Genomic DNA, 14952 nt, shown 5'->3' with positions numbered 1-14952 from the left:
TGGGGTCTCAGTTACCGGAGAACGCGGTGTACTCGTCGGCGGAGAGCAGGTCCCCCGGCTCCTCTGCGACGCGTACCTTGAACAGCCAGCCGCCTTCGAACGGTGCGGAGTTCACCAGCGAAGGGTCGTCCACCACGTCCTGGTTCGCGGCCGTGATCTCGCCGGTCACCGGCGAGTACAGGTCGCTGACCGACTTGGTCGACTCCAGCTCACCGCAGGTCTCGCCCGCGGTCACCGTGTCGCCGACCTCGGGGAGCTGGGCGTAGACGACGTCACCGAGCGCGTTGGCCGCGTACTCCGTGATGCCGATCGTGGCCACACCGTCCTCGACGGCCGACAGCCACTCGTGCTCCTTGCTGTACCGCAGCTGCTGGGGGTTGCTCATGACCTGAATTCTCCTGTACGCGGGGGAGTGCTGATGAACGATGGTCTTACGGTGTGAGACAGGACTGCGTCACGTACGCGGTGCCCTGCTCGGCCTGCGGACTACTTCTGGCGCTTGTAGAACGGCAGCGCCACGACCTCGTACGCCTCGTGGCTGCCCCGGATGTCCACCGCGACGCCCTCGGTGCCGGGCGCGGCGTGCGCGGCGTCGACGTACGCCATGGCGATCGGCTTGCCGAGGGTGGGCGACGGGGCGCCGGAGGTGACCTCGCCGATGACCTGGCCGCCCGCGACGACGGGGAACCCGGCGCGCGGGACCCGGCGGCCCTCGGCGACCAGGCCGACGAGCTTGCGGGGCGGGGCGGTCTCGGCGCGCCCGGCGGCGGCCTCCAGGGCCTTGCGGCCGACGAAGTCGCCCTCCTTCTCGAACTTCACGACCCGGCCGAGCCCGGCGTCGAACGGGGTCAGCCCGGTCGTCAGCTCGTGCCCGTACAGCGGCATGCCCGCCTCCAGGCGCAGCGTGTCGCGACAGGAGAGCCCGCAGGGGATCAGCCCGCGGGAGGCGCCGGCCTCGGTCAGCGCCCGCCACAGCTGCTCGGCGTGCCCGGGGGCGACGAACAGCTCGAAGCCGTCCTCGCCGGTGTAGCCGGTACGGGCGATCAGCGCGGGGACCCCGGCGACCGTGCCGGGCAGGCCGGCGTAGTACTTCAGCCCGTCCAGGTCGGCGTCGGTGACGGCGGCCAGGATGGCGGGGGACTCGGGGCCCTGGACGGCCAGCAGCGCGTACGCGTCGCGGTCGTCGCGCACCTCGGCGTCGAAGCCCTCGCCGCGGGCGGTCAGCGCGTCCAGCACGATCTGGGCGTTGCCCGCGTTGGCGACCACCATGTACTCGGTCTCCGCCAGCCGGTACACGATCAGGTCGTCCAGGATGCCGCCGTCCTCGGCGCAGATCATCGTGTAGCGGGCCCGGCCCACCGACACGGTGCCGATGTTGCCGACCAGGGCGAAGTTCAGCAGGTCCACGGCGGCCGGGCCGGTGACGGTGATCTCGCCCATGTGGGAGAGGTCGAAGAGGCCGGCCTTCGTGCGCACGGCGATGTGCTCGTCGCGCTCACTGGCGTACCGCAGGGGCATGTCCCAGCCCGCGAAGTCGGTCATCGTGGCGCCCAGCGAACGGTGCAGGGCATCGAGGGCGGTGAGACGGGGGGCGGTGCTCATGGATATGGCTCCCAGGGCATGACGACGAGGACGATCCCTCCCCATCTGTCATCGGAACCTGAGAGGTTCGCCGAGAGGCCCCGGAGGGGTTCGGCTTGCACCTTGGGTGGAGCCGCTGGGCGACTCGCTTTTCAGATCTGCCTCATCCACGCGGTACGGGGCCTGAGAGATTCAAGGGAGGATCTTGCTCCTTCGGCGCCCGGCCCGGAGGCCGGAACTCTCCCGCGCGGATTCAAGCGGCCTTTATGCAGTTGGCCGAGCCATCATCGCACGCATCGCCGGGCAGTGGGGCGCCGGTACCCCACCGGATCCGGCGGGTCGCAAGCTTGTGCCGCATTACCTTTTCTTTACACTTCTTGGCAGGTGTGGGTCGGCCGACAGGGGGATGGCGATGACGTTGCAGCGGTACGCGGCGACCGCGGGGGCCACGCAGGGCGCACTGCCCGCACAGCCGGGCGCACCGGCCCGGGAGGCGCGGGGCCCGCACGGACCCGTCGTACGGGATCTGCGCGGCCGGTCCGGGCGCAGCCCGCGCGCCCTGCACTTCGTGGCGGGCGATGTCGTGGTGGTCTCCGGGCTGCCGGGCAGCGGCAAGTCGACCCTGATCAGGCGGGCGGTGTCCGCCCGCGTCATCGACTCCCAGGACACCAGGGACCGCTGGGCCGGTCTGCTGCCGGGCTTAGTCCCGTACGCCCTCTACCGCCCGTTCGTCCGCGTCGCCCACTACTGGGGGCTGTGGCAGGTGCTGCGCTCCGGCGCCTCCGTCGTCGTCCACGACTGCGGCACCCAGGCCTGGGTGCGCGGCTGGCTGGCGCGCGACGTCCGCCGGCGCGGCAGCGTCCTGCACCTCGTCCTGCTCGACGTCACCCCGCAGACGGCGCGGGCGGGTCAACTGGAGCGCGGGCGCGGCGTCTCCGGGTACGCGTTCGCCCGGCACCGCAGGGCCCTGCGGCGGCTGCTGCGGGACACCGAGACCGGCACACTGCCGCTCGGCTGCGTCTCGGCGGTGCTGCTGGACCGCGAGGCGGCGGCGCTGCTGACCCGGATCACCTTCGCGGACGCGCGGGGCGAGAGCCGGTAGTACGCCGTCCGATGCCTGGGCGACCGGTGCGCGGCGCTAACCTCTTGCTGCACGGCACGGGGCGAGAGAGGTAAGCAGTGGACATTCCGGCACAGGGTCACGTCATTCCGCAGGGCGGATGGCCGGCCAACGAGCTCGAAGAAGTACTGGGCGCCTCGCTCGGCCGCCCGGAAGCGGGCGGCCGGCTCGTGGAGGTGCTCGGCCGCAGCCACCTCTGGGTGCCCCTGCCCAACGGCGGCGGACCGGACGCCGCCGATCTGGATCTGCCGACACTGGAGATCGACGGCGCCGCGTACGTCCCCGTGTTCAGCTCCGAGCAGCAGTTCCACAGCTGTGTCGGCGCCCCCATGTCCTTCGCCGTGGCGCCCGCCGTCGAGTTCGCCCGCGGACTGCCCCCGCAGCTCGGCATAGCGGTGAACCCGGGCGGCGCGGTCGGCATGCCGCTCCCGCCGCCCGCCGTCGCCGAACTCTGCCGGGCCGGGCGCACCCTCCTCGACGGACCGACCGGCGGCGGCCGGGTCCGGCTCTACGAGCCGGACTGGAAGGAGGAGCCCGTCGACTTCCTCGCCGCCGCGGCCGGCGAGTTCGAGGGGAGCGGGGTCGTGCTCAGCGCCCGCAGGGCCCTGGCCAGCATCGAGGGCGGCGACCCCGTCCTCTTCGTCGGCGTCGAGTTCTCGACCTGGGACGGTGCCGGGCGCAACGCCCCCATGGACGCGCTCGGCCGCGCGCTCGGCCGCGTCGAGCTGCCGTGGCCGGTCAACCTGGTGCTGCTCGACGTGGCGCAGGACCCGGTCGCCGACTGGATGCGGGAGAAGGTCCGGCCGTTCTATCAGCGCGCCGGCGCGTAGCACCGCCCCTCGCACCGTACGGAGACGGCTGCGGCCCATGGCGTCAAGTCGGTGTCAGGACCGGCGCCTAAGCTGGTTTGATGGCTGGTGCCTCGGCACCGCGCCGTACCCGCGTGCCCCGGGAGCGGCAGGCCGACACAGTGGATCGAAGAGGGGCGGGACCCAGGGTGAGTGCGTCAGGCACGGGGGCGGCCGACGGGGTGTCCCCCGGTCGAGCGGAGCCGAGGGCTCGGGGAAGCGTCGAGCACATGCTGCGCCAGGTGGCACCCGGGCGCTACGACGCGTACGAGGCCCTGCTCCAGGCCCTGGCGGCCGACCGGATCTGGATGCTGCTCTGGCACGGCCGGGCCGGTTCACCCGACGCCCAGTACGGCAACATGGAGATCGACGGCCTCGGCTACGCCCCCTGCGTCACCTCCGCCCAGGAGCTCGCCGCCAGCGGCTGGAACCGCGCCCATGAGGTGGTGGGCGGCCGCGACATCGCCCGCGCACTGTTCCCCGACCGCTGGGGCATCTGGCTGAACCCGCACGCCCCGGGCGGCGGCGTGGGCATCCCCTGGCTCGACCTGCGCCGGATCGCCACCGGCCTCGACCGGATGCCCGCCGGTCCGCTGCGGATCAGCGACCCCGCCGTCGAGACCCCGCAGTTCTACGCCCAGCTGACGCAGAACGCCCACCACACCCCGGCGATCCGCTCGCTGCGCCGCGCCTGGGTGCAGCCCGCGCTCGGCGTCCCGTACCTCGCCATCGGCCTCGATCTGTACGACACCAGCCAGCCGTCCGTCGACGCGGTGCGCGCGATGATGCAGCAGTCGATCGGCACGGTCCCGGAGGGGCTGCCGGTCTCCACCGTCGCCATGTCCGACGAGTACGACCCGGTCGCGATGTGGCTGCGGGGCAACTCCCGGCCGTTCTACGACCGCGAGTCGCACGCCCCGGCCGGGCGGAGCGGTGTCGTCGCTCCCGGTTACGGCTACCCGCAGGCGCCCGGCCCGGCCCCGCACGCCTACTAGGCCCGCCTGACCCGCTCACCGGAGCGGACAAAGGTCCCTCCGGCGGACAAGACAACCCCTGCGGTCACCCAAATAGCCACCCAATGAAGCCTGTTGGGCGGCATGTCCGTTCTGGTGGATTAGTGGCCGAGTAGTCCGCTCACTCGATCAAACTGTCCGGATAACGGAAGCTCACTGACCGCATCACGTTTGAGCAAACATTCCCCGTCAGGTCTGGCGGGTGATCGCAACTGCGTTGAAGACTCCCGGCTAGTGGGGATCGTCGGCCCTTTGTACGAGGTTGCCCCGGCGGACATTCCGTGGACGCTTCAGACACACCAGACGCATCAGACGCTTTCAGCACCAGGACATCAGCCGCATGAACGTGCGCGGCTGGTGCGCGCCAGGCCGTTACCGCGGCGAGCAAGGGCCGGCCACCGCCGGCGGGAGGGGTCAAAGGCACTGTGACCGCACCGATCGAGACCACCGGATCGGCTGCCGAGGCTCAGCCGGAGGCAGTACTCACGGGGGTCAAACAGAGCCAGATCGAGGGCCGTTCGCTCGGGCAGATCGCCTGGACGCGCTTCAAGCGCGACAAGGTGGCCGTTGCCGGCGGCATCGTTGTCATCCTGCTGATCCTGCTCGCCGTGCTCTCCAAGCCGATCCAGGCCGTCTTCGGTCTGGACCCCAACGCCTTCCACCAGGAACTCATCGACCCCGCGCTGCTCGCCCCCAAGGGCGACTGGGGCGGCATGAGCTGGAGCCATCCGCTCGGCGTCGAACCGCAGTACGGGCGCGACATCATGACCCGGATCATCGAGGGCTCCTGGGTCTCCCTCGTCGTCGCCGTCGGCGCCACCCTGCTCTCCGTGGTGATCGGCGTCTTCTTCGGTGTGGTCTCGGGCTTCTACGGCGGCTGGGTCGACACGATCATCAGCCGCATGATGGACACCTTCCTGGCCTTCCCGCTGCTGCTGTTCGCGATCTCCATCTCGGCGGCGCTCCAGGACGGCGCGTTCGGCCTGACGGGCCTGCCGCTGCGGATCGCGGTACTGATCTTCGTCATCGGCTTCTTCAGCTGGCCGTACATGGGACGTATCGTCCGCGCCCAGACGATGAGCCTGCGCAACCGCGAATTCGTCGAAGCGGCCCGGTCGCTGGGCGCCCGCGGCCCCTTCATCCTCTTCCGGGAGCTGCTGCCGAACCTGGTGGCACCCGTTCTGGTCTACTCCACGCTGCTGATCCCCTCGAACATCCTGTTCGAGGCCGGTCTCAGCTACCTCGGGGTCGGTATCGCCCCGCCGCAGGCCTCCTGGGGCGGGATGCTCACCAACGCGATCGACTTCTACCAGAACGACCCGATGTACATGATCGTGCCGGGCGTGGCCATCTTCGTCACGGTCCTGGCGTTCAACCTGCTGGGGGACGGGCTGCGCGATGCCCTCGACCCCCGCAGCAAGTAGTGCCCAAGGTGCTCGTCACAACGACGTGCGACATGCCATGGCAACCATCGATTGAGGGGAATTTCCTCAGGTGAAGACCAGAAAAACGACAGCGGTGGTTGCCACGGCTGTGGTCCTGATGCTGGGCGCCTCCGCGTGCAACGGCTCCAAGGACGACAACGGCGGCGGCGGCGACAAGGGCGGCTCCGGCACCACTGACGCCGCGCTGACCTCGATCGTCAACAAGTCGGAGAAGAAGGGCGGGACGCTCAAGCTCGAACTGTCCGACGAGCCCGACTCCCTCGACCCCGGCAACACGTACTACGGCTGGGTGCAGAACTTCTCCCGCCTGTACGGCCGTTCGCTCACGTCGTTCAAGCCGGCCGCCGGCAAGGACGGCCTGGAGGTCGTCCCGGACCTCGCCGAGGGCCTCGGCAAGGCGAGCGCGGACGCGAAGACCTGGACGTACAAGCTCAAGAAGGGGCTCAAGTACGAAGACGGGTCCCTGATCACCTCGAAGGACGTCAAGTACGCCGTCGAGCGCTCCAACTTCGCGCCGGAGGCCATGTCCAACGGCCCGACGTACTTCAAGTCCCACCTCATCGGCGGCGACAAGTACAAGGGCCCGTACAAGGACAAGAACCCGGACGGCATCGCCTCCATCGAGACGCCGGACGACAGCACGATCATCTTCAAGCTGAAGGACGCCTTCGCGGACTTCGACTACCTGGCGACCTTCACGCAGACGGCCCCCGTGCCGGCCGCGAAGGACAAGGGCGCCGACTACGTGAAGCACATCATCTCCTCGGGCCCGTACAAGTTCGAGTCCTACGAGGAGGGCCGCAGCGCGACCCTCGTCCGCAACCCGAACTGGGACCCGAAGACCGACCCGCTGCGCCCGGCACTGCCGGACAAGGTGACGATCCGGTTCAAGGTCAAGCAGGAGACGGTCGACAACAACCTCCTCGCGGACAACATCACCGCTGACGCCGCCGGTACGGGCGTCGCCCCGGCGACCCAGCCGAAGGTGCTGACCAAGGCCGACCTGAAGAAGCAGACCGACAACCCGTACGCGGGCGCCACCTCGTACATCGGTCTCAACGTCAACGTGAAGCCGTTCGACAACATCCACTGCCGCAAGGCCGTGCAGTGGGGCATCGACAAGGCGTCGGTCCAGGCCGCCCAGGGTGGCGACCCCAAGGGTGACGTCGCGACCACGTTGCTGCCGCCGACCGTCAACGGCTACTCGAAGTTCGACCTGTACGAGACCGCCGGCCACAAGGGCGACGAGGCCAAGGCCAAGGACGAGCTGAAGCAGTGCGGCAAGCCGAACGGCTTCGACACCAAGATCTCGGCCCGCTCCGACCGCCCCGCCGAGATGTCCATGGTCACCGCGGTGCAGGCCTCGCTCAAGAAGATCGGCGTCAACGCCGAGATCAAGAGCTTCCCCACCGGTAAGTACTTCTCGAACTTCGCGGGCAACCCGAGCTACGTGCACGCCAACAAGCTCGGCATGATCATGAGTGCCTGGGGTGCCGACTGGCCGACCGGCTTCGGCTTCCTGGACCAGATCATCAACGGCGCTTCCATCAAGCCGTCCGGTGGCAACAACGTTCAGGAACTGAACGACCCGAAGATCAACAAGCTGCTCAACGAGGGCATCGCCAACACCGACACCGCCGCCCGTGAGAAGGCGTGGGGCGACGTCGACAAGGCCGTGGCCGAAGGCGCGACCGCCGTGCCGCTGATCTACCGCAAGAACCTGCTGCTCCGGCCGAAGTCCGCGACGAACGTCACGGTCACCCAGGCCTACCTCGGCATTTACGACTACCTGCTGATGGGTTCCGCCAAGTAGGAACGGCCCCGCTCCCCGGGCCGCGCACGCGGCCCGGGGAGCGGGCACCCGGGCCCGAGAATTGTCTTGAAAGGCAGGTGAAGGCACGGTGTCCGACCGGACGGGTTCCCCCCGGCAGACAGATACCGGCGCCGGATAGCTGTGGCTGCGTACATCATCCGACGCGTCTTCGGCGCGGTGCTGCTGCTGTTGATCGTCAGCGCAGTCACCTTCGCGATCTTCTTCCTCGTCCCCCGGATCGCCGGGCAGACGATGGACCAACTGGCAGCCCAGTACGTGGGCAAGGACGCCAATCCGCAGTCCATCCTCGCGGTCAAACAGAATCTCGGCCTCGACCAGCCGCTTTACATCCAGTACTGGCACTTCATCAAGCAGCTCTTCGTCGGCGCCGACTTCCAGTTCGGTCCCGAGGCCACGCACTGTGGCGTGCCGTGCTTCGGCTACTCGTTCAAGCGGCACGTCGAGGTGTGGCCCGAGCTGACCGCACGCATCCCGGTCACGTTCTCCCTGGCGATCGGCGCCGCGGTGATCTGGCTGATCAGCGGTGTGGCGATCGGTGTCGTCTCCGCCCTCAAGCGGGGTTCGGTCCTCGACCGCTTCTTCATGGCCATCGCGCTCGCCGGTGTCTCCCTGCCGATCTTCTTCACCGGCATGCTCGCGCTCGGTGTGTTCACCGTGCAATGGCCGATCTGGGAGGGCGGGGTCAACTATGTGGCGTTCACGGACAATCCGCTGGACTGGGCGTGGAACCTGCTGATCCCGTGGTGTTCGCTGGCCTTCCTCTACTCCGCGCTCTACGCCCGCATCACCAGAGCCGGGATGCTGGAGACGATGGGCGAGGACTACATCCGAACGGCCCGCGCCAAGGGCCTCCGGGAGAGCCAGGTCATCGGCAAGCACGGCCTGCGGGCCGCGCTGACCCCCATCGTCACCATCTTCGGCATGGACTTCGGCCTGCTGGTCGGCGGCGCGGTCATCACCGAGACCGTGTTCTCCTTCCCCGGACTCGGCCAGTTCGCCATCAAGAGCGTGCAGGAGAGCGACCTGCCCATCGTGATGGGCGTGACGCTCGTCGCGGCCTTCTTCATCGTCATCTGCAATCTGCTGGTGGACCTGGTGTACGCCGCCATCGACCCCAGGGTGAGGTACTCGTGACCGAGGTTTCCAAGGCACAGACCGCGGCGGCCGGCGCGCCCGCCGCCGCGCGGGCCGGCGGCGACGAGGCCTTCCTCTCCGTACGTGACCTGCGCATCCACTTCAAGACCGACGACGGCCTGGTCAAGTCCGTCGACGGCGTCAGCTTCGACGTGAAGCCCGGACAGACCCTCGGCATCGTGGGCGAGTCCGGCTCCGGGAAGTCCGTCACCTCGCTCGGCGTGATGGGCCTGCACCGCACGGCCCCCAACGCCCGCATCTCGGGCGAGGTCTGGCTGGACGGCGAGGAGCTGATCGGCGCCTCCGACGCCCGGGTGCGCGAGCTGCGCGGCCGCAAGATGGCCATGATCTTCCAGGACCCGCTCTCCGCGATGCACCCGTACTTCAAGGTCGGCGCGCAGATCGTGGAGGCCTACCGGATCCACAACAAGGTCAACAAGAAGACCGCCCGCACCCGGGCCATCGAGATGCTCGACCGGGTCGGCATCCCCGAGCCGCACAAACGGGTCGACGCCTACGCGCACGAGTTCTCCGGCGGTATGCGCCAGCGCGCCATGATCGCGATGGCGCTGGTCAACAACCCGGAACTGCTCATCGCCGACGAGCCGACCACCGCCCTGGACGTCACCGTCCAGGCGCAGATCCTGGACCTGATCCGGGACCTGCAGAAGGAGTTCGGCTCCGCCGTCATCATGATCACGCACGACCTCGGGGTCGTCGCCGAGATGGCCGACGAACTCCTGGTGATGTACGGCGGCCGGTGCATCGAGCGCGGGCCGGCGGAGAAGGTCTTCTACGAGGCCCAGCACCCGTACACCTGGGGCCTGCTCACCTCGATGCCGCGCATCGACCGTGAGCAGACGGAGCGGCTGATCCCCGTCAAGGGCCAGCCGCCGTCGCTGATCAACGTCCCGAGCGGCTGCGCCTTCAACCCGCGCTGCCCCTACGCGGACATCCCCAAGGACGACCTCACCCGCACGACGCGTCCCGAGCTGCAGCAGGTCGGCGACGGGCACTTCTCCGCCTGCCACATGTCGCCGGAGGAGCGGACCCGGATCTGGACCGACGAGATTGCGCCGAAGCTGTGAGCGAGGCGAGTGAGGTGAGCGACGTGAGCGAGAAGAAGGATCCCCCGGTGCTGGAGAAGGACGTGACGATCCCGGAGCAGGCCACCGCCTCGCGCGAGCCGCTGCTCAGGGTCGAGGGCCTGGCCAAGCACTTCCCGATCCGCAAGGGACTGTTCGGCCGGCAGAGCGCCGCGGTCAAGGCCGTCGACGGCATCGACTTCGAGGTGTACCCGGGGGAGACCCTGGGCGTCGTCGGCGAGTCCGGCTGCGGCAAGTCGACGATGGGCCGGCTGATCACCCGGCTCATCGAGCCGAGCGCCGGCAAGGTCGAGTTCGACGGCCGTGACATCACGCACCTGTCCATGGGCAAGATGCGGCCGATGCGGCGCGACGTCCAGATGATCTTCCAGGACCCGTACTCCTCGCTGAACCCGCGGCACACGATCGGCACGATCGTCAGCGCGCCGTTCAGGCTCCAGGGGGTCGAGCCCGAGGGCGGTCTCAAGAGCCACGTCCAGGAGCTGCTGCAGCTGGTCGGGCTCAGCCCCGAGCACTACAACCGCTACCCGCACGAGTTCTCCGGCGGCCAGCGCCAGCGCATCGGCATCGCCCGCGCGCTCGCCCTGCGCCCCAAGCTCGTCGTGGCCGACGAGCCGGTCTCCGCGCTGGACGTGTCGATCCAGGCGCAGGTGGTCAACCTGCTGGACGACCTCCAGGACGAGCTCGGCCTCACGTACGTGATCATCGCGCACGACCTCTCGGTCATCCGCCATGTGTCGGACCGGATCGCGGTCATGTACCTGGGCAAGATCGTCGAGCTGGCGGACCGCAAGTCGCTGTACTCGGCGCCCATGCACCCGTACACCAAGGCCCTGATGTCCGCGGTGCCGGTGCCGGACCCCCGGCGGCGCGGGGTGAAGAGCGAGCGCATCCTGCTCACGGGCGATGTGCCCTCGCCGATCTCGCCGCCCAGCGGCTGCCGGTTCCACACCCGGTGCTGGAAGGCGACGGAGATCTGCAAGACGCAGGAACCGCCGCTGATCGCGCTGAAGACCGGCCACCAGGTCGCCTGCCACCACCCGGAGAACGCACCGGACCAGGCACCCGGCCAGCCGGTTCTGGCCGAGGCCCGGGAAGCGGTCGAGCTGATCGCGAAGGCAGCACCAGCACCGGAGACCGCGGAGGCCGAGGCGTCCGAGGCCCCCGCCGAGGGCGGTGCCTCGCCCGCCAAGAGCGACGCGGCCACCCCCGCAGAGGCAGCGGAGGACAGCCCCGAGCAGTAGCACCGGCACAATTGCCCGGTGCTCAACGAACTGTTCACCCCCTCCGTCCAGCATGCGCTCGACATCGTCGGAATCTTCGTCTTCGCGATCTCCGGCGCTCTGCTCGCCGTACGCAAGAACTTCGACGTCTTCGGCATCGCGGTTCTCGCCGAGGTCACCGCGCTGGGCGGGGGGCTGTTCCGTGATGTCATCATCGGGGCGGTGCCGCCCGCGGCCTTCACGGACCTCGGCTACTTCACCACCCCGCTGCTCGCCGCCGTTCTGGTCTTCTTCCTGCATCCGCACGTCGAGCGGATCCAGGTCGGCGTCAACGTGTTCGACGCGGCCGGGCTCGGGCTCTTCTGTGTCACCGGAACGGTCAAGGCGTACGACTACGGCCTCGGCCTGACCGCGTCGGCGGCGCTTGGGCTGGCCACCGCGGTCGGCGGCGGTGTGCTGCGCGACGTACTCGCCAACGAGGTGCCCTCGCTGCTGCGCTGGGACCGCGACCTGTACGCGGTGCCCGCGATCGTCGGGGCCGCGATGATCGTGCTGTGCATCCGCTTCGACGCGCTCAACGCCTTCACCAGCGGGGCCGCGGTGATCACGGCGTTCGTGCTGCGGCTGCTGGCGCTGCGCTTCCACTGGCGGGCCCCGCGCGCCTACAACCGGCGCTCGGCGAGGGCCGAGGAGGGGTGAGGAGGGGGAGAGCGGACGCTCCCGCCTCACCGGCTGTCTCACCCGAGCCGTCTCACCCGAGTCGTCTCACCGAGTCGTCTCACCGAGCGAGAAAAGCTACCGCTCAGTAATAGGATCGGTGTACCGTGCCTTCCATGGCACAGGCAGCAACGCAGGCGGCAGAGACCGCGCAGGCGACCATCGGCGACAGCGAGTTCGACCGGGACACCGCCGTCACTCTTCGCGAAGAAGGCGTCTACGACGCCGAGCTCTCCGCCGGCTGGACGATCATCCACGCCGTCAACGGCGGCTACCTGCTCGCGATGCTCGGCCGCGCGCTCGGCGAGGCGCTCCCGCACACGGACCCCTTCTCGGTCTCCGCGCACTACCTCACCGCGTCCGTCCCGGGGCCCGCGGTGATCCGCACCCAGGTCGTCCGGACCGGGCGCACCCTCTCCACCGGCGAGGCCTCCCTCTTCCAGTACGCGGAGGACGGCACCGAGGTCGAGCGCATCCGGGTCCTCGCCACCTACGGCGACCTGGGCGCCCTGACCGACGACATCCGTACGTCGGCGAAGCCGCCCGCCATCCCGCCCCGCGAGCACTGCCCGGGTCCCGGCGACGGCCCGGCCCCGATCCCCGGCAGCTCCGCCATCACCGAGCGGCTCGACATCAGGCTCGACCCGGCGACGGTCGGCTGGGCCGTGGGGCAGCCGTCCGGCAAGGGCGAGATGCGCGGCTGGTTCGGGCTGGCGGACGGCCGCGACGCCGACCCGTTCTCGCTGCTGCTCACCGTCGACGCACTGCCGCCGACCTCGTTCGAGCTGGGGCTCAAGGGCTGGACCCCGACCATCGAGCTGACCACCCACATCCGCTGCCGTCCGGCTCCGGGGCCCCTCCGCGTCTCCATCACCACCCGCAACCTCGCGGGCGGCTTCCTGGAGGAGGACGCGGACGTCTGGGACAGCGCGGACCGGCTGGTCGCCCAGTCCCGCCAGCTTGCCAGGGCGCCGCGCGGCTGACGCACCCGCGCAGGCCGGAACCGGGGGATGCTGGTGCGGTGAAGTCCGACCGGTTGCTCTCGATCCTGCTGCTGCTCCAGACCCGAGGCCCGGTCCCCGCGCCCGAGCTCGCCGAGCGCCTCGACGTCTCCGTACGCACCATCTACCGGGACGTCGAGGCGCTCTCCGCGTCCGGCGTCCCCGTCTACGCGGAACGCGGCAGGCACGGCGGGATCGCCCTGCTGCCCGGGTTCCGTACCGACGTCACGGGGCTGACCGCCGACGAGGCGCGCGCCCTGTTCGTACTGGCCGCGGACGGCGCCCACGCCGCGCTCGGGCTCGACACGGCCATCGGCTCCGCGCTGCGCAAGGTGATGGCGGCGCTGCCCGCCCCGCACCGGCCCGCCGCCGAAATGACCAGCCGCCGGATCCTCGTCGACCCGGTGCGCTGGATGAGCGGCCCGCGCGCCGCCGTCGACATCGCCGAACTGCACGACGCCGTGTTCACCGACCGGCGGCTGCGGCTTCACTACCGGCACAGCGGTACGCGGACCGGGCGCGCCTACACCGTCGATCCGTACGGCCTGGTGGTCAAGGCGGGTGTCTGGTACCTGGTCGCCGACCGCGACGGCGAGCCGCGGCTCTTCCGCGCGGACCGGGTGCGGCGGGCCGTCCTCACCGCGGAAGCGGCGGTGCGCAGGCCGGGGGTGGAGCTGGCGCAGGTGTGGGAGCTGCTGCGCCGCCAGGTCGAGGAACGGCAGGGCGGCGTGATCCTGCGGGTCCGGGTGCACCGCTCGCGGCTGGATCTCTTCCTGCGGCTGAACGCGGGGGCGCTCACCGGGGAGCCGGGCCCCGAGGAGGGGGACGGCGAGTGGCTGCGGGCCGAACTGGCCGTGGAATCGGTGGAGTGGGCGCGCTCCCTGCTCTCCTTCGGCCCGAACGTCGAGGTCCTCGCACCGCCCGCGGCGCGCTCCGTGGTCGCCGCGCACGCGGCCGCGGTCATGGCGCTGTACGCGGGTCCGGAGCCGGGGGAGTCCGCAGGAAGCGGGTGAGAGCGGCGGTCAGCTCGGCCGGGGCGTCCTCCTGCACGAGGTGGCCGGCGCCCTCGATGAGCCGCAGCTCGGAACCCGGCACGAGGGACGCCAGCTCATGGCCCCGGGCGACCGGGATCCAGGTGTCCTCGGCGCCCCAGCAGATCAGCACCGGCAGTTCGATCTCCCCGTAGCGGTGCTGGATCTCGTCGGTGAACCGCTGGTCGTTCTGGCTGATCTGCCGGTAGAAGGCGGGCTGCCCGGCCTCGGTGCACCATGGCGCGACGAGCCGGTCCAGGACCGCCGGACGCAGCCCGGGGTGGCTGGCGGAGCTCACGTACTCCCGTACCAGTGCCCGGTGCAGATCGGGCGGCAACTGCCCGAAGACCTCCGGGTGTTCGCCGAGCAGCCGGTAGGTGGGTGAGCCCCAGGGCGCCAGTGCCACCGGGTCGGCCAGGGCGAGTCCGCGGTAGCGGGCGCCGTGCAGCAGATGGGCGCGCAGGGCGATGCAGCCGCCGAAGTCATGGGCGGCCACTGCGGGTTCGGACAGCTCCCAGTGGCCGAGGAGTTCGGTGAGCACCCGGGCCTGGGAGCCGAGCGAGACGTCCTGGCCCTCGAACTGCGCGGAGGCGCCGTACCCGGGCAGGTCCCAGACGAACACCCGGTGCTCCTGGGCCAGCGCCCGTGCCACCCCGCGCCAGACGTACGAGGAGAAGGGCGTGCCGTGCACGAGGACGACGGGCGGTGCGCCGGCCGGCCCCAGGACCGCCCAGCGGACCTCCCCGGCGGAGCTGTGGAACGTACGGTCCAGGACCCAGTCGTCGGCGTTCATGAGCGCCAGCCTAAGGGGCTGCAGAGCATTAACACGTCGTCTTGATCTTGTTGTGGGGCTCGCCGGTTTGGGCGAGGACCCGGGCTTGGAGGGCTGCAAGGGCGAC

The 14952-nt window shown here is 70.1% G+C and carries 14 protein-coding genes and 1 riboswitch; of the genes, 11 read left to right on the top strand and 3 right to left on the bottom strand.

From position 1 onward, the window contains the following. Window positions 1–7: 7 nt before the first annotated feature. Window positions 8–385 (bottom strand): glycine cleavage system protein GcvH, encoded by a 378-nt coding sequence (gene gcvH, locus ACIO3R_RS39260; RefSeq protein WP_363030450.1) that lies wholly within the window; start codon window positions 383–385, stop codon window positions 8–10. Window positions 386–486: 101 nt separating this feature from the next. Then, window positions 487–1602 (bottom strand): glycine cleavage system aminomethyltransferase GcvT, encoded by a 1116-nt coding sequence (gene gcvT, locus ACIO3R_RS39255; protein ID WP_402111903.1) that lies wholly within the window; start codon window positions 1600–1602, stop codon window positions 487–489. Between the two features lie 141 nt (window positions 1603–1743). Next, window positions 1744–1837: riboswitch (glycine riboswitch) on the bottom strand. Window positions 1838–1993: 156 nt separating this feature from the next. Here gcvT and ACIO3R_RS39250 point away from each other — a divergent pair. The 11 genes from ACIO3R_RS39250 to ACIO3R_RS39200 all read left to right on the top strand — a co-directional run bounded on the left by ACIO3R_RS39250 (window position 1994) and on the right by ACIO3R_RS39200 (window position 14035). Beyond that, complete coding sequence (locus tag ACIO3R_RS39250) at window positions 1994–2683, top strand: AAA family ATPase (RefSeq protein ID WP_385026477.1); 690 nt, start codon at window positions 1994–1996, stop codon at window positions 2681–2683. A gap of 77 nt (window positions 2684–2760) precedes the next feature. Then, entirely contained in the window at window positions 2761–3531 is a 771-nt protein-coding gene (locus ACIO3R_RS39245; protein WP_402111901.1) for an enhanced serine sensitivity protein SseB, read from the top strand. A 167-nt stretch (window positions 3532–3698) separates the two neighbouring features. After that, window positions 3699–4544, top strand: coding sequence for an enhanced serine sensitivity protein SseB C-terminal domain-containing protein (locus ACIO3R_RS39240; protein ID WP_385026471.1), 846 nt, complete (start codon window positions 3699–3701; stop codon window positions 4542–4544). A gap of 443 nt (window positions 4545–4987) precedes the next feature. Further along, window positions 4988–5986 carry an ABC transporter permease gene (locus tag ACIO3R_RS39235; RefSeq protein WP_363030455.1) on the top strand — a complete coding sequence of 333 codons (999 nt, stop codon included), beginning with the start codon at window positions 4988–4990 and terminating at the stop codon, window positions 5984–5986. 118 nt (window positions 5987–6104) lie between these two features. Then, the gene (locus ACIO3R_RS39230) at window positions 6105–7820 is read left to right on the top strand and encodes an ABC transporter substrate-binding protein (RefSeq protein WP_385353352.1); all 1716 of its coding nucleotides are present in this window, start codon (window positions 6105–6107) and stop codon (window positions 7818–7820) included. Between the two features lie 141 nt (window positions 7821–7961). Further along, window positions 7962–8975: an ABC transporter permease gene (locus ACIO3R_RS39225; protein WP_363030456.1), complete on the top strand. Its 1014-nt coding sequence runs from the start codon at window positions 7962–7964 to the stop codon at window positions 8973–8975. Next, complete coding sequence (locus tag ACIO3R_RS39220) at window positions 8972–10063, top strand: ABC transporter ATP-binding protein (protein ID WP_385026465.1); 1092 nt, start codon at window positions 8972–8974, stop codon at window positions 10061–10063. Before ACIO3R_RS39225 ends, ACIO3R_RS39220 begins: the two co-directional genes overlap by 4 nt. Window positions 10064–10110: 47 nt before the next feature. Beyond that, a complete protein-coding gene (locus tag ACIO3R_RS39215; RefSeq protein WP_385353354.1) occupies window positions 10111–11325 on the top strand; it encodes an ABC transporter ATP-binding protein in 1215 nt (404 codons plus the stop codon). An 18-nt stretch (window positions 11326–11343) separates the two neighbouring features. After that, entirely contained in the window at window positions 11344–12003 is a 660-nt protein-coding gene (locus ACIO3R_RS39210) for a trimeric intracellular cation channel family protein (protein WP_385026462.1), read from the top strand. Window positions 12004–12137: 134 nt separating this feature from the next. Beyond that, entirely contained in the window at window positions 12138–13004 is an 867-nt protein-coding gene (locus ACIO3R_RS39205) for a thioesterase family protein (protein WP_402111898.1), read from the top strand. A gap of 38 nt (window positions 13005–13042) precedes the next feature. Continuing rightward, window positions 13043–14035 carry a helix-turn-helix transcriptional regulator gene (locus tag ACIO3R_RS39200; protein WP_385353305.1) on the top strand — a complete coding sequence of 331 codons (993 nt, stop codon included), beginning with the start codon at window positions 13043–13045 and terminating at the stop codon, window positions 14033–14035. Here the strand turns inward: ACIO3R_RS39200 and ACIO3R_RS39195 are convergent. Next, window positions 13983–14846 (bottom strand): alpha/beta fold hydrolase, encoded by an 864-nt coding sequence (locus tag ACIO3R_RS39195; protein WP_385353307.1) that lies wholly within the window; start codon window positions 14844–14846, stop codon window positions 13983–13985. The genes ACIO3R_RS39200 and ACIO3R_RS39195 overlap by 53 nt on opposite strands. Between the last annotated feature and the right edge of the window lie 106 nt (window positions 14847–14952).

It is taken from the genome of Streptomyces sp. NPDC087428 (assembly GCF_044744085.1).
Classification (GTDB): Bacteria; Actinomycetota; Actinomycetes; order Streptomycetales; family Streptomycetaceae; genus Streptomyces.
This window is presented reverse-complemented; position numbering and strand designations above follow the sequence as displayed.